This is a genomic window from Chelativorans sp. YIM 93263 (assembly GCF_028767125.1).
Taxonomy (GTDB): domain Bacteria; phylum Pseudomonadota; class Alphaproteobacteria; order Rhizobiales; family Rhizobiaceae; genus Chelativorans.
The window spans coordinates 302,993-323,712 of the sequence record NZ_JAKCWP010000002.1 but is presented as its reverse complement, the minus strand read 5'-3'; the positions used below and the strand labels follow the sequence as shown (position 1 = coordinate 323,712).

Annotated in this window: 22 protein-coding genes; 16 read left to right on the top strand and 6 right to left on the bottom strand. The window is 58.4% G+C overall.

Annotation, left to right across the window (positions count from 1 at the left end; genetic code table 11):
* Positions 1-198 precede the first annotated feature (198 nt).
* The 4 genes from LY631_RS05735 to LY631_RS05720 all read left to right on the top strand — a co-directional run bounded on the left by LY631_RS05735 (position 199) and on the right by LY631_RS05720 (position 3,673).
* Positions 199-1,599 carry an L-serine ammonia-lyase gene (locus tag LY631_RS05735; RefSeq protein ID WP_274424165.1) on the top strand — a complete coding sequence of 467 codons (1,401 nt, stop codon included), beginning with the start codon at positions 199-201 and terminating at the stop codon, positions 1,597-1,599.
* Between the two features lie 60 nt (positions 1,600-1,659).
* Positions 1,660-2,094, top strand: coding sequence for a DUF1489 family protein (locus LY631_RS05730; RefSeq protein ID WP_274424164.1), 435 nt, complete (start codon positions 1,660-1,662; stop codon positions 2,092-2,094).
* 155 nt (positions 2,095-2,249) lie between these two features.
* On the top strand, positions 2,250-2,981 hold the full coding sequence (locus LY631_RS05725; RefSeq protein WP_274424163.1) for a VWA domain-containing protein: 732 nt from the start codon (positions 2,250-2,252) through the stop codon (positions 2,979-2,981).
* Positions 2,978-3,673 (top strand): DnaJ domain-containing protein, encoded by a 696-nt coding sequence (locus LY631_RS05720; RefSeq protein WP_274424162.1) that lies wholly within the window; start codon positions 2,978-2,980, stop codon positions 3,671-3,673. Before LY631_RS05725 ends, LY631_RS05720 begins: the two co-directional genes overlap by 4 nt.
* Before the next feature lie 41 nt (positions 3,674-3,714).
* Here the strand turns inward: LY631_RS05720 and LY631_RS05715 are convergent, their stop codons facing one another.
* A complete protein-coding gene (locus LY631_RS05715) occupies positions 3,715-5,016 on the bottom strand; it encodes a D-alanyl-D-alanine carboxypeptidase (protein WP_274424161.1) in 1,302 nt (433 codons plus the stop codon).
* Between the two features lie 448 nt (positions 5,017-5,464).
* Here LY631_RS05715 and clpS point away from each other — a divergent pair, with 448 nt between their 5' ends.
* The 5 genes from clpS (at position 5,465) to LY631_RS05690 (ending at position 11,018) form a co-directional block, all read left to right on the top strand.
* The gene (gene clpS, locus LY631_RS05710) at positions 5,465-5,794 is read left to right on the top strand and encodes an ATP-dependent Clp protease adapter ClpS (protein WP_274424462.1); all 330 of its coding nucleotides are present in this window, start codon (positions 5,465-5,467) and stop codon (positions 5,792-5,794) included.
* An 8-nt stretch (positions 5,795-5,802) separates the two neighbouring features.
* A complete protein-coding gene (gene clpA, locus LY631_RS05705; protein ID WP_274424160.1) occupies positions 5,803-8,253 on the top strand; it encodes an ATP-dependent Clp protease ATP-binding subunit ClpA in 2,451 nt (816 codons plus the stop codon).
* 150 nt (positions 8,254-8,403) lie between these two features.
* Positions 8,404-9,150, top strand: coding sequence for an AzlC family ABC transporter permease (locus tag LY631_RS05700; protein ID WP_274424159.1), 747 nt, complete (start codon positions 8,404-8,406; stop codon positions 9,148-9,150).
* Positions 9,147-9,503, top strand: a complete 357-nt coding sequence (locus LY631_RS05695) for an AzlD domain-containing protein (protein ID WP_274424158.1) — start codon at positions 9,147-9,149, stop codon at positions 9,501-9,503. The genes LY631_RS05700 and LY631_RS05695 overlap by 4 nt, the downstream gene beginning before the upstream one ends.
* Before the next feature lie 72 nt (positions 9,504-9,575).
* Positions 9,576-11,018 (top strand): O-antigen ligase family protein, encoded by a 1,443-nt coding sequence (locus tag LY631_RS05690; protein WP_274424157.1) that lies wholly within the window; start codon positions 9,576-9,578, stop codon positions 11,016-11,018.
* A 15-nt stretch (positions 11,019-11,033) separates the two neighbouring features.
* On the opposite strand, the gene LY631_RS05685 is transcribed toward LY631_RS05690, so the two are convergent.
* The 5 genes from LY631_RS05685 to LY631_RS05665 all read right to left on the bottom strand — a co-directional run bounded on the left by LY631_RS05685 (position 11,034) and on the right by LY631_RS05665 (position 14,713).
* Positions 11,034-11,765 (bottom strand): glycosyltransferase family 25 protein, encoded by a 732-nt coding sequence (locus tag LY631_RS05685; protein ID WP_274424156.1) that lies wholly within the window; start codon positions 11,763-11,765, stop codon positions 11,034-11,036.
* Entirely contained in the window at positions 11,762-12,205 is a 444-nt protein-coding gene (locus LY631_RS05680) for an HIT family protein (protein WP_274424155.1), read from the bottom strand. Before LY631_RS05680 ends, LY631_RS05685 begins: the two co-directional genes overlap by 4 nt.
* A 77-nt stretch (positions 12,206-12,282) precedes the next feature.
* Complete coding sequence (locus LY631_RS05675; protein WP_274424154.1) at positions 12,283-13,461, bottom strand: GNAT family N-acetyltransferase; 1,179 nt, start codon at positions 13,459-13,461, stop codon at positions 12,283-12,285.
* 68 nt (positions 13,462-13,529) lie between these two features.
* The gene (locus LY631_RS05670; protein ID WP_274424461.1) at positions 13,530-14,240 is read right to left on the bottom strand and encodes a glycerophosphodiester phosphodiesterase; all 711 of its coding nucleotides are present in this window, start codon (positions 14,238-14,240) and stop codon (positions 13,530-13,532) included.
* 5 nt (positions 14,241-14,245) lie between these two features.
* The gene (locus LY631_RS05665) at positions 14,246-14,713 is read right to left on the bottom strand and encodes a RidA family protein (protein WP_274424153.1); all 468 of its coding nucleotides are present in this window, start codon (positions 14,711-14,713) and stop codon (positions 14,246-14,248) included.
* 95 nt (positions 14,714-14,808) lie between these two features.
* Here LY631_RS05665 and LY631_RS05660 point away from each other — a divergent pair, with 95 nt between their 5' ends.
* The 7 genes from LY631_RS05660 (at position 14,809) to LY631_RS05630 (ending at position 20,711) form a co-directional block, all read left to right on the top strand.
* Complete coding sequence (locus tag LY631_RS05660) at positions 14,809-15,639, top strand: EipB family protein (protein ID WP_274424152.1); 831 nt, start codon at positions 14,809-14,811, stop codon at positions 15,637-15,639.
* 160 nt (positions 15,640-15,799) lie between these two features.
* Positions 15,800-16,675, top strand: coding sequence for a 30S ribosomal protein S2 (gene rpsB, locus LY631_RS05655; protein ID WP_274424151.1), 876 nt, complete (start codon positions 15,800-15,802; stop codon positions 16,673-16,675).
* Between the two features lie 77 nt (positions 16,676-16,752).
* Positions 16,753-17,676 (top strand): translation elongation factor Ts, encoded by a 924-nt coding sequence (gene tsf, locus LY631_RS05650; RefSeq protein WP_274424150.1) that lies wholly within the window; start codon positions 16,753-16,755, stop codon positions 17,674-17,676.
* A gap of 107 nt (positions 17,677-17,783) precedes the next feature.
* Positions 17,784-18,530 carry a UMP kinase gene (gene pyrH, locus LY631_RS05645; RefSeq protein ID WP_274424149.1) on the top strand — a complete coding sequence of 249 codons (747 nt, stop codon included), beginning with the start codon at positions 17,784-17,786 and terminating at the stop codon, positions 18,528-18,530.
* A 12-nt stretch (positions 18,531-18,542) separates the two neighbouring features.
* A complete protein-coding gene (frr, locus tag LY631_RS05640; RefSeq protein ID WP_274424148.1) occupies positions 18,543-19,103 on the top strand; it encodes a ribosome recycling factor in 561 nt (186 codons plus the stop codon).
* A 43-nt stretch (positions 19,104-19,146) separates the two neighbouring features.
* Positions 19,147-19,863, top strand: a complete 717-nt coding sequence (locus tag LY631_RS05635; RefSeq protein WP_274424147.1) for an isoprenyl transferase — start codon at positions 19,147-19,149, stop codon at positions 19,861-19,863.
* Positions 19,860-20,711 (top strand): phosphatidate cytidylyltransferase, encoded by an 852-nt coding sequence (locus LY631_RS05630; RefSeq protein ID WP_274424146.1) that lies wholly within the window; start codon positions 19,860-19,862, stop codon positions 20,709-20,711. The genes LY631_RS05635 and LY631_RS05630 overlap by 4 nt, the downstream gene beginning before the upstream one ends.
* Positions 20,712-20,720: the final 9 nt, after the last annotated feature.

Here is a 20,720-nt window from a genome sequence, read left to right as displayed (position 1 = left end):
ATCATGAACATCTTGAGCAATGATGCTTTCTAATATTGGGGAACGGCGTCGCAGAATTGGGCTAAGTACCACGAACGCAGGTTTTACGGGTGTCAGGGGGTTGCTCTTGGGAACTTGCATCTACACTTAAAAATCGGTTGCGTATCCGGAGGCCGCGCTGGCACTGTCCGGGCCAAGAGACGAGTGTGGAGTTGAGTTATGTTTCTTTCCGTGTTCGATCTGTTCAAGATCGGCATCGGTCCTTCCAGTTCCCATACGATGGGTCCAATGACGGCAGCTGCGCGCTTTCTGGATGAGATCGCCGGAGATGACTGGCCGCGTCCGGCGGGTGCCGAAGTCGCGCATCTTTCTGTCAGCCTGCACGGGTCGCTCGCCTATACCGGAGTTGGCCATGGTACCGATCGTGCGGTCGTACTGGGGCTTCAAGGCTTCACGCCGCTCACTATCGATCCCGATATCTCCGACGAGGTCTTGCGGAAAATCCGTGGCACCCGGCAGGTGAAACCAACCGGCCATCCCGCCTATAGCTTCGATCCGGATGCCGATCTCGTGCTGGACAAGAAGAACCCGCTTCCCGGCCATGCAAACGGGATGACGTTCAGCGCGTTCGATGCGGATGATCGCCTGCTTCTGAAGCGCATATATTATTCGGTCGGCGGCGGCTTTGTCGTCTCGGAGGACGAGTTGCAGGCTCTCAAGGCGCAGGGGAAACCGCCGGTGGACCGGGACGTACCATATCCATTCGCCAATGCGCGCGAGATGCTGGAAATGGCGGCGGCAAGCGGGCGTTCCATAGCCGAGATGAAGCGGGCCAATGAATTGACGCGGATGAGCGCGGATGAACTAGATGCCGGGCTCGATCGTGTCTGGGAAGCGATGCGCAGCTGTATTGAGAGGGGCTTGTCTCAGGAAGGCATTATGCCCGGTGGGCTCAAGGTGCGCCGCCGCGCGCGCCGGCTTTTCGAGCAGCTGGAGCTGGATTGGCAGACGAACCGACCCAACCCGCTGATGGCAAACGACTGGCTTTCTGTCTACGCCATGGCCGTGAACGAGGAGAATGCTGCCGGCGGGCGGGTGGTTACTGCGCCGACAAACGGTGCTGCGGGTGTTGTTCCTGCCGTCCTGAAGTACTGGCAGCGCTTCCACGTCGATGCGAATGCGGACGGGATTCGTGAGTTTCTGCTTACGGCCGCCGCTATCGGCGGAATCGTCAAGCACAACGCCTCTATCTCCGGTGCCGAGGTTGGCTGTCAGGGAGAGGTCGGTTCGGCCTCCGCCATGGCCGCTGCGGGCCTCGCCGCTGTTATGGAGGGCACACCGGAGCAGGTGGAGAATGCCGCGGAAATCGCGCTGGAGCATCATCTGGGAATGACCTGCGATCCCGTGGGCGGGCTGGTCCAGGTCCCCTGTATCGAGCGTAATGCGCTCGGCGCGGTCAAGGCCGTCACAGCGGCGTCACTTGCCGTAAAGGGCGATGGAAAGCACTTCGTTTCGCTTGACGCGGCGATTGAGACAATGCGTCAGACCGGCCTGGATATGAATGAGAATTATAAGGAAACCAGCCTGGGCGGTCTCGCGGTCAATGTGGTCGAGTGCTGATGATTGTGGAAAGCGTTTGTGCGCATTGACCGCTTATGTGATCTCTTTGATTGTAAATTCATGGCACTCAATCTGATAAAGCTATGTGTGGGCTGCGACAGCCCCGAAGAACTGGAGGAGTCCGTCAGCCGCCGGCTGGACGTAAGGCGCCGGCGCGGAGAGCCCGCGGAGCAGTTTCATACGACACGGATGATCCCCCGGCGTATCGAGGAACTGTGTGATGGCGGCTCTCTGTACTGGGTCATGAAAGGAATGGTTCAATGCAGACAGACGCTGTTGGAGGTCCGGCCATTCACCGATGGAGAGGGTGTTTCCCGCTGCCATTTGATTCTGGAACCGAAGATCGTGCTTACGGAATGGCAGCCGCGGCGTCCTTTCCAGGGGTGGCGTTATCTGACGGTAGAGGATGCACCGCCGGACCGTAGCGTCTTTGAAGGCGAGGACGATCTTCCTGATCACATGCGGCGCGAGCTTGCGGAGCTCGGCTTGCTGTAGAACGGCTGCATGGGTGGTGTGGAACCATCCCCGGTCAGCGCGGCTTCCGCACGCACAAGGATCGATGAAGCGTTTGACAACCATTCTGCTACAAGCCGCTATATCGGTCGGATTCAGGTCTTGCCACGCGAGCGCTTGCACCACATCTTGAATACATGAGCGACAAAAAGGCGCCGGTCGAGACCGGGAGGCGTTCACAGGTTTCACAGCCGCGTTCGGAAGCGGCAGAGGTCGACGCTTTCGTGCGTCAGGCTCGTACGCTTGCGGTTTCAGGCAAGCAGAACGGCAGGCTCGTTCTGGCGCTCGATGCGACTATGAGCCGTCAGCCGACTTGGGATATCGCCTGCGAAATACAAGCGAAGATGTTCGATGCTGTAGGAAAGGCGGGATCGCTCAACGTGCAGCTCGTCTATTATCGGGGTTTTGGGGAGTGTCGAGCCTCACGCTTCGTCGCGGATACGGGGCAGCTCAAGAAGCTCATGTCCGGGATCGACTGTCGCGGTGGGCGGACACAGATCGGCAAGGTTCTTTCTCATGCGCTCAAGGAGAACGCGCGGGGCAAGGTGAATGCGCTGGTCTTCATCGGCGATGCCATGGAAGAAGAGGTGGATGAACTGGCGCACAGGGCAGGCGAACTAGGGCTGAAGGGCGTACCCGTCTTCGTATTCCAGGAAGGATCCGACCCCGCTGCTACGAACGCATTTCGTGAAATTGCCCGCTTGTCGAAAGGCGCTTGGTTCCGTTTCGACCGGAGCTCGGCGGAAAAGCTGGCCAAGCTTCTGTCTTCCGTGGCTGTATTCGCCACCGGCGGGCTTTCCGCATTGGAAGCACGGGGGAGTCCCGAGGACAAGCTCATGATCGAACATCTTAGCGGCAGAGGGCAATGACGATACTCTTTACCGTTTTCGCGGTTCTGCTTCTTTTGCTCTTGGCGGCCATGATGTTTTCACGCGCAAGCCCGGCGGGCATCGCAAATGCGCTGCGCTTGGCCGGGCCGATTGCGCTTGCCGTAGCAGGGGGCGTTTTGCTGCTAACGGGTAGGGCGGGTCTTGGAGGAATGCTCCTATCCGGCGCCGTCGCCTGGTACGGCTCCAGGCGCATGCAAGGTTCCCAGACCCGATCTCCCGGACAGCGCTCCAGGGTCCGCTCTGCGGCACTGGAGATGGAACTTGATCATGATACGGGCGGGTTGGACGGCATTGTACTTGCCGGTCGGCATGAAGGGCGCCGTCTGGCAGACATGCAGCAAGGTGAGCTTCTCTCGCTTCGTTCCGAACTAAGCGGCGATGCCGAAAGCCTGCAGCTACTGGAAACGTACCTTGACAGCCGCTTTCCCGCCTGGCGCAAAAACGCGGACTCGAACCAGGACGGGCGGCAGAGAAGCCCGCCAGCTTCGGGCGCCATGTCCAAGGAGGAGGCTTACGAGATCCTTGGTCTTGAGGCGGGAGCGTCCGCGGCTGACATCCGCCAGGCTCATCGCCGCCTGATGCAGCGTCTGCATCCCGACATGGGTGGTTCTGTTTTTCTTGCCACGCGGATCAACGAAGCGCGGGACGTTCTCCTGGCCGATCACGAGTGAAACTCCTGCAACTCGACGCAACTATAGCGCGTACCGGTTAATCACTTCTCAATCGCGTAGCAGGCAACACTCTTCTTCTTCAGGGACGCACATGCAGCCCATGCTTCCGACTTTCCGTTAAATCCGCCGAAACGTGCTCGGTAGAATGTCTGCCCGTCCTTGGTGAAAACCTCGGTGAAAGGGTTCGCTTTGGCCAGAACGGTCGGGGCCTGCTCGGTAGTGTTCTGGAGCATCTTCAATGCACCATCTTCGGTAGGTGTGGAGGCGACCTGAATCACCCAACCCTTTATTTCCGCGGAGGAGGTGGAAATAGGATCGGGTTCTTCCCGCGAACCTTCCGCGATGATTTCGGCAAGCGCCGCTTTTGCCGCGGCTGTCGGCTCCTCGGTGTAAGCTGTCATGGCCACTTCTTCGGGGCGTTCGGCCGGTAGCGGCACTGTCTGGGGGAGGTTTACAGAAGCGATCTTGGTTAGGGTCGGCTGTCCCCTTGCGATCAGGTTGCGCTTCTCGCCGGTCGACGCCTTGGGCAGCGTACGCTGGATCAGATCCTGCATGTGCGCATCCCGGGTTCGTGTCGTTCTTCCACCCATGACAACAGCCACGATGCTCCGGCCATCGGTCGAGACAGAAGAAACCAGATTGAAACCGGAGGCGCGAATGTAGCCGGTCTTGATACCGTCCACGCCCTTCACACGGCCCAGAAGATTGTTGTGGTTACCAAAACGCTGGCCGGCGTAGGTGAAGGAGCGGGTGGAGAAATAGTCGTAGTACTGCGGAAAATGTTCACGCAGCGCGATCCCCAGCCGGGCCATATCACGCGCCGTCGTCTTTTGCGCGCTGTTCGGCAGGCCGTGGGCATTCTTAAATGTTGTCGACGACATTCCCAACTGACGTGCCTTCTCGGTCATCGAACGCGCGAAGTTGGCCTCCGACCCGCCGAGGTTTTCGGCGACAGCCGTGGCGACGTCGTTGGCCGATTTGGTGACCAAGGCATAAATCGCCTGTTCCAGTGTGATGCTCTTGCCGGCCGGCACGCCGATCTTGGTCGGTGGTTCGGCGGATGCATTGCGCGAGAAGGTGATGCGTGTGTTTTTTGACACCCGCCCCTGCTCAAGCGCTTCGAAAATCATGTAGAGCGTCATCATTTTGGTCAGCGACGCTGGATAGCGCGGAGCATCTGCCCGATCCTCGTAGAGGACGTTACCGTTCCTTGCGTCGATTACGAACCCGGCATATTTCTCGTTGGCCGCGGCCGGCGAAGCCGCCAGCGCGAATGCGACGAGAGCGAATGCCGCTATGAAAGACTTGGGAAACTGACGAGCCAGTCTCGTGAATTCCGCCATTGCTTTACGCACAACAAAAACCCCTTACCATCGCATCAAGATGCTGGTTGAAAATCTGCAAACCGCAGTTTTGGTGACGGTATGGGTGGCGTCGTTACCAATTGGTTAGGGAAACCTTTTTCCTGCGCTTTTTTTTCGGATTTGACGCAAATTTTACGCATGTTTGTACGGTCGGTGACCATCACTGCCCTTCTTCCTCTTTTTTGCGGTTGAACCCCAAGCCGTGCAATCACCATCTATAAATGGCAAAAATGCGCCAACGTGCCTGCAATGGTGGCGCAGACGAGAAAAAGACTTCCACGTTAAGCGCAATCCGTATTGTCAGCGCGACAGAAGGCCTTAAAATCGTAAATTGGATACCTACATGTCGCACCTGAAGAGCGGTGCGGCAGGAAGCGTGGAACGGTTGGAAGTCGGCGAGAGGAATATGCCAGGCAACGCTTTGCGGATGAGCGGTGGGAACGAAGGCGGTGAGGGTACCGGCCGAGGTACGGAGGTCATCACGCGCTCCAGGACAAAGACTAAAAAGCCGAGCCTATACCGAGTGCTGCTTTTGAATGACGACTACACGCCCATGGAATTCGTCATTCATGTGCTCGAGCGTTTTTTCCAGAAAGACCGGGAGGCCGCAACCCAAATCATGCTGCACGTTCACAACCACGGCGTCGGAGAATGCGGCGTCTACACGTTCGAAGTGGCCGAAACCAAGGTCGCACAAGTCATGGATTTCGCCCGTCAGCATCAGCATCCGCTGCAATGCGTGATGGAGAAGAAATGAGGTATTGAATGCCCGCTTTCTCGCAAGGTCTGGAACGCGCCCTGCACCAGGCGCTGACCTATGCAAATGAACGCCATCACGAATATGCGACGCTGGAGCATCTTCTGCTGGCTCTCATTGATGATACAGATGCGGCCGCGGTTATGCGGGCGTGTAATGTCGATCTGCAAGAGTTGAGACGTACCGTCCTCAATTACATCGACAGCGAACTGGACAACCTTGTCACCGGCTATGATGAGGATTCCAAGCCGACGGCCGGGTTCCAGCGTGTTATTCAGCGTGCCGTTATCCACGTGCAGTCCTCCGGCCGGGAGGAAGTTTCCGGCGCCAACGTGCTCGTGGCGATTTTCGCCGAGCGCGAAAGCCATGCCGCCTACTTCCTGCAGGAACAGCAGATGACCCGCTATGATGCGGTCAACTATATCAGCCACGGCATCGCCAAACGCCCCGGAGGCTCCGAGACACGCATTCCGCGTGGTGCCGATGAGGATCAGTCCGGCGCCGCCGAGACCGACGAAGGTGCCAAAAAGAAGCAGCAGCAGGATGCTCTTTCCGCCTACTGCGTGGACCTCAACGCGAAGGCTCGCGCGGGGCGGATCGACCCGTTGATTGGCCGCGGAGCCGAGATCGATCGCACGATTCAGGTCCTGTGCCGCCGCTCCAAGAACAATCCTCTCTATGTCGGCGACCCCGGCGTGGGCAAAACCGCTATTGCCGAGGGGCTCGCCAAGCGCATCGTGGAGAACGAGGTGCCTGATGTGCTTTTGGATGCGACGATTTTCGCGCTCGATATGGGAGCGCTGCTCGCTGGCACCCGTTATCGCGGTGACTTCGAGGAGCGGCTGAAGCAGGTGGTCAAGGAACTGGAGGATTTTCCGGGTGCTATCCTGTTTATCGACGAGATCCATACAGTGATCGGGGCGGGGGCGACCTCGGGTGGGGCCATGGATGCCTCGAACCTGCTGAAGCCTGCGCTTGCTTCCGGTGCGATCCGCTGCGTCGGCTCGACGACCTACAAGGAGTTCCGCCAGTTCTTCGAGAAGGATCGGGCGCTTGTCCGTCGTTTCCAGAAGATCGATGTGAAAGAGCCGTCGGTGGAAGATGCTATCGAGATCATGAAGGGCCTGAAGCCCTATTTCGAGGACTTCCACCAGATCAAGTACACCAATGAGGCGGTGAAGGCGGCCGTCGAGCTTTCGGCGCGCTACATCAACGATCGTAAGCTGCCCGACAAGGCAATTGACGTCGTGGACGAAACCGGCGCGTCGCAGAAATTGCTGCCGGAATCCAAGCGGCGCAAGACGATCAGTGTGAAGGAAATCGAGAACACGATCGCCACGATGGCCCGCATCCCGCCGAAGACCGTTTCGGCTGACGATGAGAAGGTGCTTTCCAGCCTGGAGGACGAACTCAAGCGCGTTGTCTATGGCCAAGAGACTGCGATCAGCGCGCTGTCGTCCAGCATCAAGCTTGCCCGTGCCGGCCTGCGCGAGCCGGACAAGCCGATCGGTTCCTATCTCTTCTCGGGCCCGACGGGCGTCGGCAAGACAGAGGTCGCGCGGCAGCTTGCTTCATCTTTGGGTGTGGAACTGTTGCGCTTCGACATGTCGGAGTACATGGAGCGCCACACCGTTTCACGGCTTATCGGCGCGCCTCCCGGGTATGTCGGCTTCGACCAGGGCGGTCTCCTGACCGATGGTGTCGACCAGCATCCGCACTGCGTGCTTCTGCTCGACGAGATCGAGAAGGCGCATCCGGACCTGTTCAATATTCTATTGCAGGTCATGGATCACGGGAAGCTGACGGATCACAACGGCAAGCGCATCGACTTCCGCAATGTCATCCTCATAATGACGACGAATGCGGGCGCCTCGGATATGGCCAAGCCGGCGATCGGCTTCGGCTCGTCCAAGCGTGAAGGCGACGATATGGAGGCGATCAATCGGCTCTTCTCACCGGAGTTCCGCAACCGTCTCGACGCGATCATCCCCTTCGGGGCGCTGCCCGTGCCTGTTGTCCACAAGGTGGTGCAGAAGTTCGTTATGCAGCTTGAGGCACAACTTGCCGAGCGCCGCGTCACGTTCGACCTGTCGGACGATGCAATCGCTTGGCTTGCCGATAAAGGCTATGACGAACGCATGGGCGCACGCCCGCTTGGCCGTGTGATCCAGGAGCACATCAAGAAGCCATTGGCCGAAGAAGTGCTTTTCGGCAAGCTGAAGAAGGGCGGCACTGTGCGTGTCACGCTGGAGAAGAACGAGGTCGGCGAGGATTCGCTGAAGCTTGATACGATCCCGGACGAGGCACCGGTGAAGCCGAAGCGAGAGACCCCGCCAGCGAAAAAGGCGACCAAACGTTCCGCTCCAAAAAAGGTAAAGCCTAAGTCCTCCAAGCGACCGCCCGAGCGGAAGGATCCGCCGAAGCGAAGCCTTGTTCCGCAGATGCCGCGCAAGGTCTGACGTCGGGTCAAATGAATGGAGAAGGCGCGCGGGTGTAAATGACCCGCGCGTTTTTTTGCGGGCTGGTGCAAGCTGAACACGGTTTCTGAACCAAGCATCTTCTGACGCCCCCATCGCATTATGTCCTGACCTGCTTTATTCAACGGACTTATGACCGAGCCTGAAACCGACGCGACAGAGTCAAGCGATGGGCGTGCAGCATGGCTGTGGCGAGGCGCCACCGCGGCATTTTCCATACCCGGCCTGATCCTGGCTAGTGCATTTGTCGGTTTTGCCGGCCTTGCACGTGATGCCGGATTGACGTTGGCTCAAACCGTTTTCATGACCGGAGTCGTTTGGGCCTTGCCGGGCAAGGTGGTGTTGATCAGCGCCATTCTCGCTGGCAGCAGCCTGCCGACAGCGGCGTTCGCCGTCGCCTTGTCGTCAGTACGTCTCGCGCCGATGGTGGTTGCCCTCACGCCGGAACTGCGCGGGCCGAGAACACCGGCCTGGGTGCTCTATGCGCTCTCGCATTTCGTGGCCGTGACCTCGTGGGTTCTGGCGATGGAACGGGTGGGAGACATTCCGCGAGCGATGCGGACGTCGTTTTACGCCGGGCTCGGTCTCACCTTAGTGCTGGGCAACATGGCCGTGGTTGCGTTCGTCTTTGTTGTCGCCGGCCGGCTTCCGCCAGCCGTTTCCGCCGCACTCTTCTTTCTAACCCCTCTCTACTTCCTTACCTCGCTATGGGGATCGGCAAGGGAGAAGGCGGGCCAGACCGCCATGCTCCTCGGTCTCGTATTTGGGCCCGTTTTCCATCTGCTGATTCCTGGCTTCGATCTGCTCGCGACCGGTCTTCTGGCCGGGTTCATGGCCTTTGGCCTTCATCTGATCAGCAAGGGCCGGAAAGCAGTATGAGTTTCACCGCGATCGATACATGGTGGTGGCCGTACGTCTTCATACTGATCGCCGGCTGGCTGGCAACCGACCTCTGGCGCTTTCTCGGGGTCTATTTCGGGGGAAGGCTTTCCGACGAATCGGAACTGCTTGTTCTCGTGCGCTGCATCGCAACGGCTCTTGTTGCAGCAGTGATCGCTAATTTGATCATTTTCCCAAGCGGTGCGCTCGCTGCAACGCCGCTCCTTCTCCGGATCGGCGCTGGCTTGGCCGGATTCGCGGCCTATCTGGCGGTAGGAAAAAGGGTTCTGGTCGGGATCGTCGCAGGCGAGATGGTGCTGGGCGCCGGCATGTTCATAAATCATGCCTTGTGATTTTGCTGGGAACGGACAGTATCCGACGCGCAAAATCGGTTCTCAAGGTTGCGGATCCGTCAAGTTTCGGCCATGACCGGCAATAACCAGAATAGGCAACGGGCGCTATCCTTGCTTCTGATCCCGGAAAACACCACCCGCCCGAAACGACCGGAGAGTGATTCATTGCCTGGCAACCAGTCTGATCGGTCTGCTGCAGCGGGCGTCGCCAGAGAACTGGCTGGTTGTGTTGCTGTTCTCGTCTTTATTTCTGCGATTTGGCACGAGTCCGATGCCTATCGATACATCGCAATCGCCACTCTAATTCCGGTTACTTTATACTATTTTCGCGCAGAATTTTTTTCCTCCGAAAAGGTATTAATCGGGTATATGGGATTTTTATGCATCAGTTGGGGTTTGTATGTAACTGCAAGATTTTTATACGATTACTCGATAAATAAAAACTTTGGCATCGGTTCGTCAGAAGGAATATATACACTTTCTGTTTTCTATTCTATTACCGGATATGCTATTTTTGTATTCGTGCGTCGACCTATATTCGCCGTATTGGCTTTCGTTCTAATCAGTTTCCTCGTTGTCCTGTACTCGTTCGATCTTTCGGCATTGCTCGAAGGTCGCCGTCCCAGCCTTATTTTTCATGACAATCCAATTCATACGTCTGTCGCGCAGGGTATGATTATTCTGTGTGTGTTGCCATTCATGAGCTATCTCTTGTGCACCAGTGATATGCGGGCGGAGCTACGTATCGGATTGGTCATCATCTCAATTGCAACATTGTTTTTTGGGCTCGCTAACATCTATGCCTTGAAATCCAAAGGCGTGTGGCTCGCACTGATTGTCGCGCTCCCGATACAGTTGCTGCTGATTGTAGCGATGCACAGTGCACGGCGAAACCTTGTTGCGGTGATGAGCCTTGTCTTTGTTGCATTGGTCATTACCGTCGTGGTCGCGTGGGATGGTATCCAGGCGGTCGCTGGTGACACCGCTCAGAAAACTGCAGAACTCCTGTCCGATATACTCGGCGGTGCGGGTGTTCTCCAAAGCATGGACCAAGCTATTCAGGACGATACGGTCCCCCGCGGCCTTCGTGAACGTCTGATGCTTTGGGCAAGCGCTATTCTCATTTGGGCCGAAAATCCAATCTGGGGGCAGGGCGTTACATGGCTCGATGAATGGCAGACGCGTGCTTATCCAGATGCCAACCATAATTTGCTTCACAACGGCTATCTCGAGATCGCGATCCGCTACGGAATTATGGGATTGATCTTTTATGGAGTGCTCTACTCCTGGACCATCAGGCAAGTTTGGCGAGCGAAGCGTGAAGGTATAATCGATCCAGCTGCCTTCAATGCATACATTGGCGTATTTTTATTCTTCTGTCTGACTATCCTCAGCAATTCAAACGTGCGCCTTGCTATTGGCGAGTCATATATGTGGTTTTCCGCTGCGTTTGGCTTTTACTGCTTCTATCATTTGCAACGAAGGGGCTGCGTCCAAGTGCGCACATGGATGTAGTGCACGCCATACTGCTCAGCCGAGGGCCGCATAGGTCGCCCTTCGCAGATAGTCCTGACCCCGAAAGAAGGCGGCCGGGATGCGCATAAAGAAAGGGAATTTCGTCTGGCGATAGCCGGCGGGCGAGATTGTCGAGGCAGATTTAGAAGGCTGAACTAGGGGCTCCCGCGTTGTCGCTACAGATGCATGGTGAGACCATCCCCGCTCAAGGGCGATATCAAAGGGCAGGAATATCGGTAAAAGGGCTTTTCGCAGCGTCTTGGCCCCATGCTGTGAAACGAGGTAGCCCATGGCAGAGCCAAGTGGGCCGTGGATGCAGCGGCCAATCGTATCTCCCGCTCCGGTCTTCGCCTTCGGCACGAAGCCCGTCATACGGTGATTGTAAAGCTTGATAACGTCTGGAGGAGGGTCGATCTGGACCAGCGATCCAATCCGCGAGGCGAAGTCCGCCACGAAATCTGCGTCGTCTTCAAGGATAACAGCGTGTGGCCAACCCTTCGCGATCACCCGGTCCAAGGCGCGCAGGTGACTCATATAGCAGCCATACTCCGCCGGAAGCGGGCGGCGGCCGTGACATAGGTGGAATTTCCATGTTTGGAAATCGTGCCACTCCGCATGATCTACGGCATTGCCGTCCACCGCCGGGATACGCTCAGGCTCAATCCCGATGCTGGCTGCTCGCGCTTGAAGAGTTTCCCACCGGTCCTTTGAGCGGTCGAGATTAATGACGAGAACAGGAACCTTCACGACGCGTTTTCTGCCTCGAGCGCCGCGCGGATTTTGCGTGCATTCTCCGCCAGAACCTCCTGATCCGCCATTTCGCCCGTGTGCGGGCGCAGGTCCACGCCCTCAAAGCGGGGAATGATGTGGACATGCAGGTGGAAGACGATCTGCCCGCCGGCAGGCTCGTTGAATTGCTGGATCGTGGCGCCATCGGCATCCAACGCCTTCACGGCGGCGCGCGCCACCTTCCGCACCGAGCGCATGACGGCAGCAAGGCTGCCCTCATCGATGTCAAAGATATTCCGTGAAGGTCTTTTTGGAATGACGAGGCAGTGTCCGTCTCCGCGCGGCATGATATCCAGGAAGGCGAACGTTTCGTCATCTTCGTAAATCTTGTGGGCGGGCAGTTCGCCCCGCAAGATCTTGGCGAAAGGATTGTCGGTATCGTAGGTATTTGTGCCCATGTCACGCCTCGTCTTTTCGATCGTGCCGGCGATCCTTGTGGGGTGGCGGCACGGTGGTCAAGTCCTGCCGTCGTCGTTCAGCTCTTTTTGTAAGGCGAATGCTCTGAAAGGATCGTGCTCATCATATCCACTTCTTCGCGCTCGCGGGAGAGATAGTCGGCGATAGCGCGGCGCAGGCCCGGGTGGGTAATGTAGTGAGCGGAATTGGTGGTCACGGGAAGATAGCCGCGCGCCAGCTTGTGCTCACCCTGCGCACCGGCCTCGACCCGGTCCAAACCCTTTTCGATCGCGAAGGCGATTGCCTGATGATAGCAGACTTCAAAATGCAGAAAGCGGTGATCCTCGATACAACCCCAATTCCGGCCATAGAGTGCGTCGCCGCCGATGAAGTTGATTGCGCCCGCGATATAGCGCCCGTTTCGCCGCGCCATAACCAGGAGGATATCGTCGGGCATGGTTTCGCCGATGAGCGAAAAGAAACCGCGGTTGAGATAGGGGTGTCCCCACTTCCGGCTGCCCGTATCCATATAAAAGGCGTAGAAATCGTCCCAGACTGCTTCTGTGAGATCGTGCCCAGTCAGCCAGTCGATCTCTAGCCCGTTCTCCAGGGCCGCCCGCCGCTCCTTCTTGAGCGCCTTTCGCTTGCGCGAGGCGAGGCCTGCCAGAAAGTCGTCGTACGAGGCGAAACCTTCATTGAAAAAATGGAACTGCTGATCCGTTCGTGTGAGAAAATCCGCGCTCTGCAGCGCATTCATGTCGTCGGGCGGCGCAAAGGTTACGTGTAGGGAAGAAACTCCCAACCGGTCGGTCAGCGTCTTCAGGCCGTTCGCCAGCGCCCGTCGGACGGCGGCCGGATGGTTGTTTCGGTTGACCAGAAGACGCGGCCCCGTTGCGGGGGTGAAGGGTACTGATACCTGCAGCTTTGGATAATAGCGCCCGCCGGCACGTTCGAAGGCGTCAGCCCAGCCAAAATCGAAGACGTATTCGCCTTGGCTGTGGGATTTCAGATAGCACGGGACTGCGCCCAAAAGTCGACACTGAGCATCCTCGAGACGCAGATGCTGCGGCATCCAGCCGGTCTTCCGAGTTGCGCAGCCGCTTTCCTCAAGTGCTTTGAGAAAAGCATAGGAGATGAACGGATTGTAGGGTGTCGGGCCATCCCGGGTGGTGCCGTCGAGGCTAGCCCACTCCTCGGGTGTGAACGCGTCCATGCCGGTCACTGGCGTCAGGGTTAAGGCCTGCTCGTCGTTTTGCATCTCGCCTCCTGTGCCGATTGCTCATAAGATAGGAGCCGGGGCCTGGTATTTCAGCGGCAGGCAATCTGTCAGGGCGTGAAACCTTCAAAAGTCATCTGGTCTCCATGCTGATAGGTCTTTTCCACATCCGACTGCTCCCGGACCGTCCAGGTAATGATCGGCATGCGAAGGCGCTCTCTCAAAAATGAGACGAATGGGTTCGGCAGATCAGCGATGGCATAGGAAACGAAGGAAAGTCCGTGGGCGAGCATTGAAAAGTGGGCCTCTATCTCCGGATCTGATTGGCCACAGGCGGTAAGTCCAATCGGGAGATCTTCCGCAGTCCGCCCAAGTTCCCTGATGATACGATGGTCGAACGACATTAGTGCAGCTTCACCGCGATAGGTGGAAAGGCATTCAAGCACGCCGGGCACCAGCCTCTCGTCGTGTTCCGCCACGCCCTTGAGTTCGATGATCATTGGTACCCGCCCGGCGACTGTCTCCAGAACCTGGGGCAGGGTGGGGATGCGCTCTGTCGTGCCGCCTATATGCAATCCCGCCAGATCGGCGGCTGTTCGCTGCCTGAGTTTGCCTTCCCGGTCTGTCACCCGTTTCAGGTCTTCGTCGTGAAAAACGACAGGCACGCCGTCGCTGCTTGGATGCACATCACATTCGATCGTATAGCCGTGCTCCGCTGCGCTGACGAAGGCGGCCAGCGTGTTCTCCCATCGCTCGCCGTTCATGTCGTGAAAGCCGCGATGGGCAATCGGCCGGGCCGTTAACCAGGAGGGATCATTCACCGCCATTACTTCGACACCTCTATTGTGGCATCAATTTCGACCGGGGCGTTCATCGGCAAGGCTGCCATGCCGACGGCGGCGCGTGCATGGTGGCCCTTTTCGCCGAGGGCTGAAACGAGGAAGTCCGAGGCGCCGTTGGCGACGAGATGCTGCTCGGTGAAATCCGGCGTGGAGGCAACGAAAACGGTGATTTTCACCACGCGCGTGATCCGTTCCAGATCGTCGATGGCCGCGCGCGCTTGCGCAAGAATATTGACTGCACACCACTTGGCGGCAAGCTTCCCGGCCTCGATCCCGAGTTCGCGCCCCAGAAGGCCCATCGCCATCAGCTTGCCATCCTTCATTGGTAGTTGTCCTGACATGAAGAGAAGGTTCCCCGATTGCACGAACGGCACATAGTTGGCTGCGGGTTTCGACGGTGTCGGCAGTTCGACGCCCAGCGCGAGTAGTCGCTTCTCAATTGTATCGCCCATGATTTCCTCTTGATGTCGTTGTTTGCGGTGGTGGAATTTTAACCGTGACGCCGCCAGCGCGGTATCGTAGACCAGTTCTTCACGGAGAATTGTGAATGCCCATACGCCGCCTTGCCCTATTGTCTTTCGCGTCTCTCGTGGGGACATTGACGGTGACCGACGCTCACGTCCAGACCCTTCAGCCTCACAGGGCGGTTTATGACCTCGCTCTGGCTGAGACCAGCAACACTTCCGATGTAGATGGCCTTTCGGGGCGTTGGGTCTATGAATTTTCCGGTTCGGCTTGCCAAGGCTATACCCTTAGCTCACGCATTGTCATGCGCTTCGATATGGTTGATGGTCCGCGTGTCGTCGACCAGCGAGTCACCAGTACCGAGGCGCCTGATGGCAGCAGCCTTCGCTTCCGAACCAGTGCGTTTATCGATGAAGTCGAAGAGAGCGAGGTGAGGGGGGTGGCGCGCAAGGAACCATCCCGCACGGTCGTCGAATACGAGGAACCTGAGGATGTCGAACGCTCCTTCGGGCCAACCTTGTTCCCCACGGAGCAATTGCGCGAGCTTCTGAGGAAAGCGGATGAGGGCGAGCGCTTTTACCAAACCGCGATTTTCGATGGCACCGAATTCACCGACAAAGCGGTAGCCATGTCGGTGGTGATCGGGAGGCCTAAGCCGGTTGGCCAGGATGATCCGGAGCGGAACGCACTTGATAGTCTTGCTGCCGATCCTTTCCGGCCTATCACGGCCGCTTATTTTAACGGCGAGGGCAGTAGCGATGGTGAGGAAACCAGCGACTACATTGTCAGTTTCAAGCTTCATGAAAGCGGAATCCAGCGCGATATGCATATCCGCTACCGCGATTATGCGATGACGGGAACGCTGGCCGAGCTGTCGCTCCTGGAAATGGAAGAGGGTTGCGAGGCGGAATAAGCGCCGTTCCGCTTGCATTGCCGGCAATATGCCTCTATATGCGCGCGCATTCCACACGTGGATCAATGGGCTTCAGTCGGGAGAAATCCGGCTGACACCTCCGGTGGCGGCGCAAGCCGCCTGACGATCCACGGAGGCAGAACCGGAAAGGATAAAAGAGATGGCATTGCCTGATTTCAGCATGCGCCAGCTTCTCGAAGCTGGTGTGCACTTCGGACACCAGACACACCGCTGGAACCCGAAAATGGGCCCGTATATCTTCGGCGCTCGCAACAACATTCACATCATCGACCTGAGCCAGACGGTGCCGCTGCTGCACCAATCCCTCAAGGCAATTTCCGATACGGTCGCCAAGGGCGGTCGCGTGCTCTTCGTCGGCACCAAGCGTCAGGCCTCTGACATTGTGTCCGACTCGGCCAAGCGCTGCGCGCAGTACTACGTGAATTCGCGTTGGCTCGGCGGCATGATGACTAACTGGAAGACGATCTCACATTCGATCCAGCGCCTGCGCCGGCTGGATGAACTCCTTTCAAGCGAGGAATCGCAGCGTTTTACGAAGAAAGAACGGCTGAACCTGGAGCGCGAGCGCGACAAGCTGGAGCTCGCATTGGGCGGTATCCGCGACATGGGTTCGACGCCGGACATGATGTTCGTGATCGATACCAACAAGGAAGCGATCGCCGTTCAGGAAGCCCGTCGTCTCGGTATCCCTGTGATCGCCATTGTCGACTCGAACAGTGATCCCGACATGATCGATTATCCGATTCCGGGCAATGACGACGCTGCGCGTGCGATCTCGCTTTATTGTGATCTGGTTGCCAAGGCGGCGATCGACGGCATTGAACGCCAGCAGGGCTCTATGGGAGTTGATATCGGTGCAGCCGAAGAGACCCCGAGCGAGCGCGTGCTCGAAGACGCGCCGGCTGAACCTGCAGCCGAGCCGGAGGCGGGCGCCGGCGAGCAGGTTGCGAGCGATGCTGATAAGCCTGCCGAGGCCGAGAAGCCTGCCGAGGCCGACACAGCGGCAAAGAGCTGAGATAGAGGAACCGCGCCTTACTGGGGCGGTTCCGAGGGCCAGCGGGCCGATAGCAAATTTTAGATCGAGAGGCGACGATGAGCATATCAGCAGCACAGGTCAAGCAACTGCGCGAAATGACCGGCGCAGGCATGATGGACTGCAAAACCGCGCTGTCGGAAACCGGCGGTGATATGGAGGCTGCGGTCGACTGGTTGCGCAAGAAGGGTATCTCGAAGGCAGCCAAGAAGTCGGGCCGGACAGCCGCCGAGGGATTGATCGGCGTCGCTGCTGAAGGCGCGGACGCGGTTGTGGTCGAAATCAACTCCGAGACGGATTTCGTGGCGCGCAATGACGCGTTCCAGGAACTGGTGCGCAATGTAGCGGGCGTCGCGCTGTCCACGGACGGGAAGGTCGAGAGCGTGGCTGCCGCTGCGTATCCGGGGGGCGGCAAGTCGGTCGAGGATACGATCAAGGATGCGATCGCCACAATCGGTGAGAACATGACGCTGCGGCGCAGCCAAAAGCTTTCTGTCGAGAAAGGCGCGGTCGCCAGCTACATCCACAATGCCGTTGCCGACCAACTTGGCAAGATTGGCGTGCTGGTATCTATCGAAACCGAGGGCGATGCCGAAGCGGCGAGAAATTTCGGGCGGCAGGTCGCCATGCATGTTGCTGCGACAGGTCCGATGGCACTGACCGAAGCCGAAATCGACCCGGCTGCGGTGGCCCGTGAGAAGGAAATTTTTTCCGATCAGGCGCGCCAGTCGGGCAAGCCGGAGAACATCATCGAGAAGATGGTGGAAGGTCGGCTCCGCAAGTTCTACGAGGAGGTCGTCCTTCTCAAGCAGGCGTTCGTCGTCAATCCCGATCTCACGGTCGAGCAGGCGCTCAAGGAAGCAGAGAAGGAGATCGGAGCACCTGCCACGGTCACCGGCTTCGTGCGCTTCGCGCTAGGCGAAGGTATCGAGCGCGAGGAGAACGATTTCGCGGCTGAGGTTGCGGCGGCAGCCAAATCTTAGGATTTCATTGAAGCGGGCTGAATATAAGGGCACCGTGTGACAACGCGGTGCCCTTCGTGTAGGGGCACGTGAAGGGTTCGTTCCGTCGTGCGATAAGATTGAGGGATATGCGTGTGACTCCGCGATACCGCCGCGTTGTGTTGAAGGCTTCCGGCGAAGCCCTGATGGGAGATCAAGGCTTCGGTATAGATGTTTCGGTCGTCGACCGGATCGCGGCTGATATCGCCGAGGCCCGGGCGCTTGGCGTAGAGGTCGGGGTCGTTATCGGCGGTGGCAATATCTTCCGCGGCGTGGCGGTTGCCTCCAAGGGGGGTGACCGGGTGACCGGCGATCATATGGGCATGCTGGCTACCGTCATCAATTCGCTCGCACTGCGGACATCCCTGGTCAAAATTGGTGTCGATGCGGTGGTGCTGTCTGCGGTTGCGATGCCTGAGCTGTGCGAGAGCTTCTCGCAACGGCAGGCGATGAGCTATATGAACCAGGGCAAGGTCGTGCTCTTTGCCGGTGGTACAGGAAATCCGTTTTTCACGACGGATTCGGCCGCGGCTCTTCGTGCAGCGGAGATCGGAGCCGATGGATTGTTCAAGGGCACACAGGTGGATGGCGTTTACTCGGCCGATCCTCGGAAAGACTCCAATGCCGTGCGCTACGAGCACATCACGCATGATCAGGTCATGCGTGAGGGACTCGGCATCATGGACACGGCGGCGATTGCCCTTGCACGGGAGAACCACATTCCGATAATCGTCTTTTCGATTCACGAAGAGGGTGGATTCGGAGCCATATTAAAGGGTTCGGGGCGCTGTACCATGGTGGATGACGGTGCAGCCACCGAACCGGCGAAGCCGTGAGGAGATAGGAACATGCCGGACGGTGTTGATTTCAAGGACTTAAACCGGCGCATGGACGGTGCTATCAGCGCGTTCAAGCATGATATCGCGTCGCTGCGCACCGGCCGCGCGTCTGCCAACCTGCTCGACCCGGTGGAGGTGGAGGCCTACGGTACCACTATGCCGCTGAACCAAGTGGCGACGGTTTCCGTGCCGGAGCCGCGGATGCTTTCGGTCTCAGTCTGGGATCAGAGCATGGTCCAGGCAGTCGACAAGGCAATCCGCGAGTCCAATCTCGGGTTCAATCCCATTGTCGATGGTGCCAATTTGCGTATCCCTCTGCCGGAACTCAACGAGGAACGTCGCAAGGAACTGGCCAAGATTGCGCATCAGTATGCCGAGAACGCTCGTGTGGCTGCCCGCCATGTGCGCCGTGACGGCATGGAGCATCTTAAAAAAGCCGAGAAAGACGGCGAGATCAGCCAGGACGATATGCACGCGCAGTCGGACCGTGTGCAAAAAATCACCAACGACACGATTGCCACGATCGACAAGCTTCTGAATGAAAAGGAAGCCGAAATCATGCAGGTCTGATTGTCGCCGCGAAGGTGGCCATGGGGCCGGAAGGGAAAACAGCGTGAAGCCGGCGCACATCGCGATCATCATGGACGGGAACGGCCGCTGGGCGCGGGCGCGCGGGCTGCCGCGCACAGCAGGCCACAGGTCCGGTGTCGAGGCGCTCCGCCGGACGGTACGTGCTGCCGGTGAGCAGGGGATTCATTGGCTCACAGTCTATGCGTTCTCTTCCGAAAACTGGTCGCGTCCCAAGTCCGAGATCAGCGATCTCATGGGGCTTCTGCGGCTGTTTCTGCGTCGTGATCTCGCCGAGTTGCACCAGAACGGCGTGCGTGTGCGCGTCATTGGCGGTCGCGAGGGGCTGGAGCCGGATATCGCCGCTTTGCTGAGCGAGGCCGAGAGCTTGACGGCCAATAACACCAATATGAATCTCGTCGTGGCCTTCAACTACGGCGCACGTGATGAGATCCTTCGCGCCGCCCGTGCTATAGCTGCGGAGGCGAAGGTGGGGAACTTGGATCCGGCAGCGCTTGGGGCGGTGGATTTCGAGGCTTACCTCGATACAGCCGGGATTCCAGACCCTGATCTCATAATTCGGACAAGTGGCGAACAGCGCCTTTCCAACTTCCTGCTTTGGCAGTCGGCCTATGCGGAATTCGTCTTTCTGCCCTGCCACTGGCCCGATTTCGGTGCAGACGATCTTGCGGCGGCCATTGGGCAGTTTCAGGAGCGTGACCGACGCTTTGGCGGTGTGGCGGCTAAAGAAGCGGTTTCATGAGCCAGAATTCGCCGGAAGGGGCGAAAGATGCCCGGCGCAATATGAGGCTGCGTATCGTTTCCGGGATTGTGCTCGCGGTGGTCGTGCTTGCAGTCACCTGGATCGGCGGCCTTATTTTCTATCTCTTCACGCTGCTTTTGGGGCTTGCGATCCTGAATGAATGGATGGCTATGCGTTCGTCGGACGATGGCCGCCGCAAGCTTCTCTTTTTGATCGCCCTTATTGGTGTCATGGTGGCGCTCTCTATAGGTGTGGCGGCGCCTGTCATCCTGGCTGTTTTGGCCGTACTGGCCGTCGTCGCACTCATTTCCGGCCCCGCCTGCGGCGACAACGGGTGGGCCGGTGCCGGCCTGGCCTATGCCGGTATGCCGATCGTTGCGCTGGCGGCGACACGGGGCGACGATGCTGCCGGCCTTTGGGCGATTCTATTTCTCTTCGCCGTCGTTTGGGCAACGGACATTCTGGCGTATTTCGTCGGCCGGGCGATCGGAGGTCCCAAGCTCGCCCCATCGATTTCGCCCGGCAAAACATGGAGTGGGGCCGCCGGGGGGGCGCTCGGCGCGGTTGTCGCGGGCGGCGTGGTCGCGTGGTTCGGGAACACCGCGCTTTCTCTTTTAGCGATCTGCTTTTTGGCGTTTTTTCTATCAGTCGTCTCGCAGTTGGGGGATCTCTTCGAATCGGGTCTCAAGAGGCGCCACGGCGTGAAGGATTCCAGCACGCTCATTCCCGGGCATGGCGGGGTGATGGACCGGGTCGACGGCCTGATTGTCGCCGCCGTCTTATTCTATTTGGTCGGTGGAATTCTTTCTGGGTTCGACGCGCCGGCTACCGGTTTCTTCTCCCGGTGAACGGTGCTA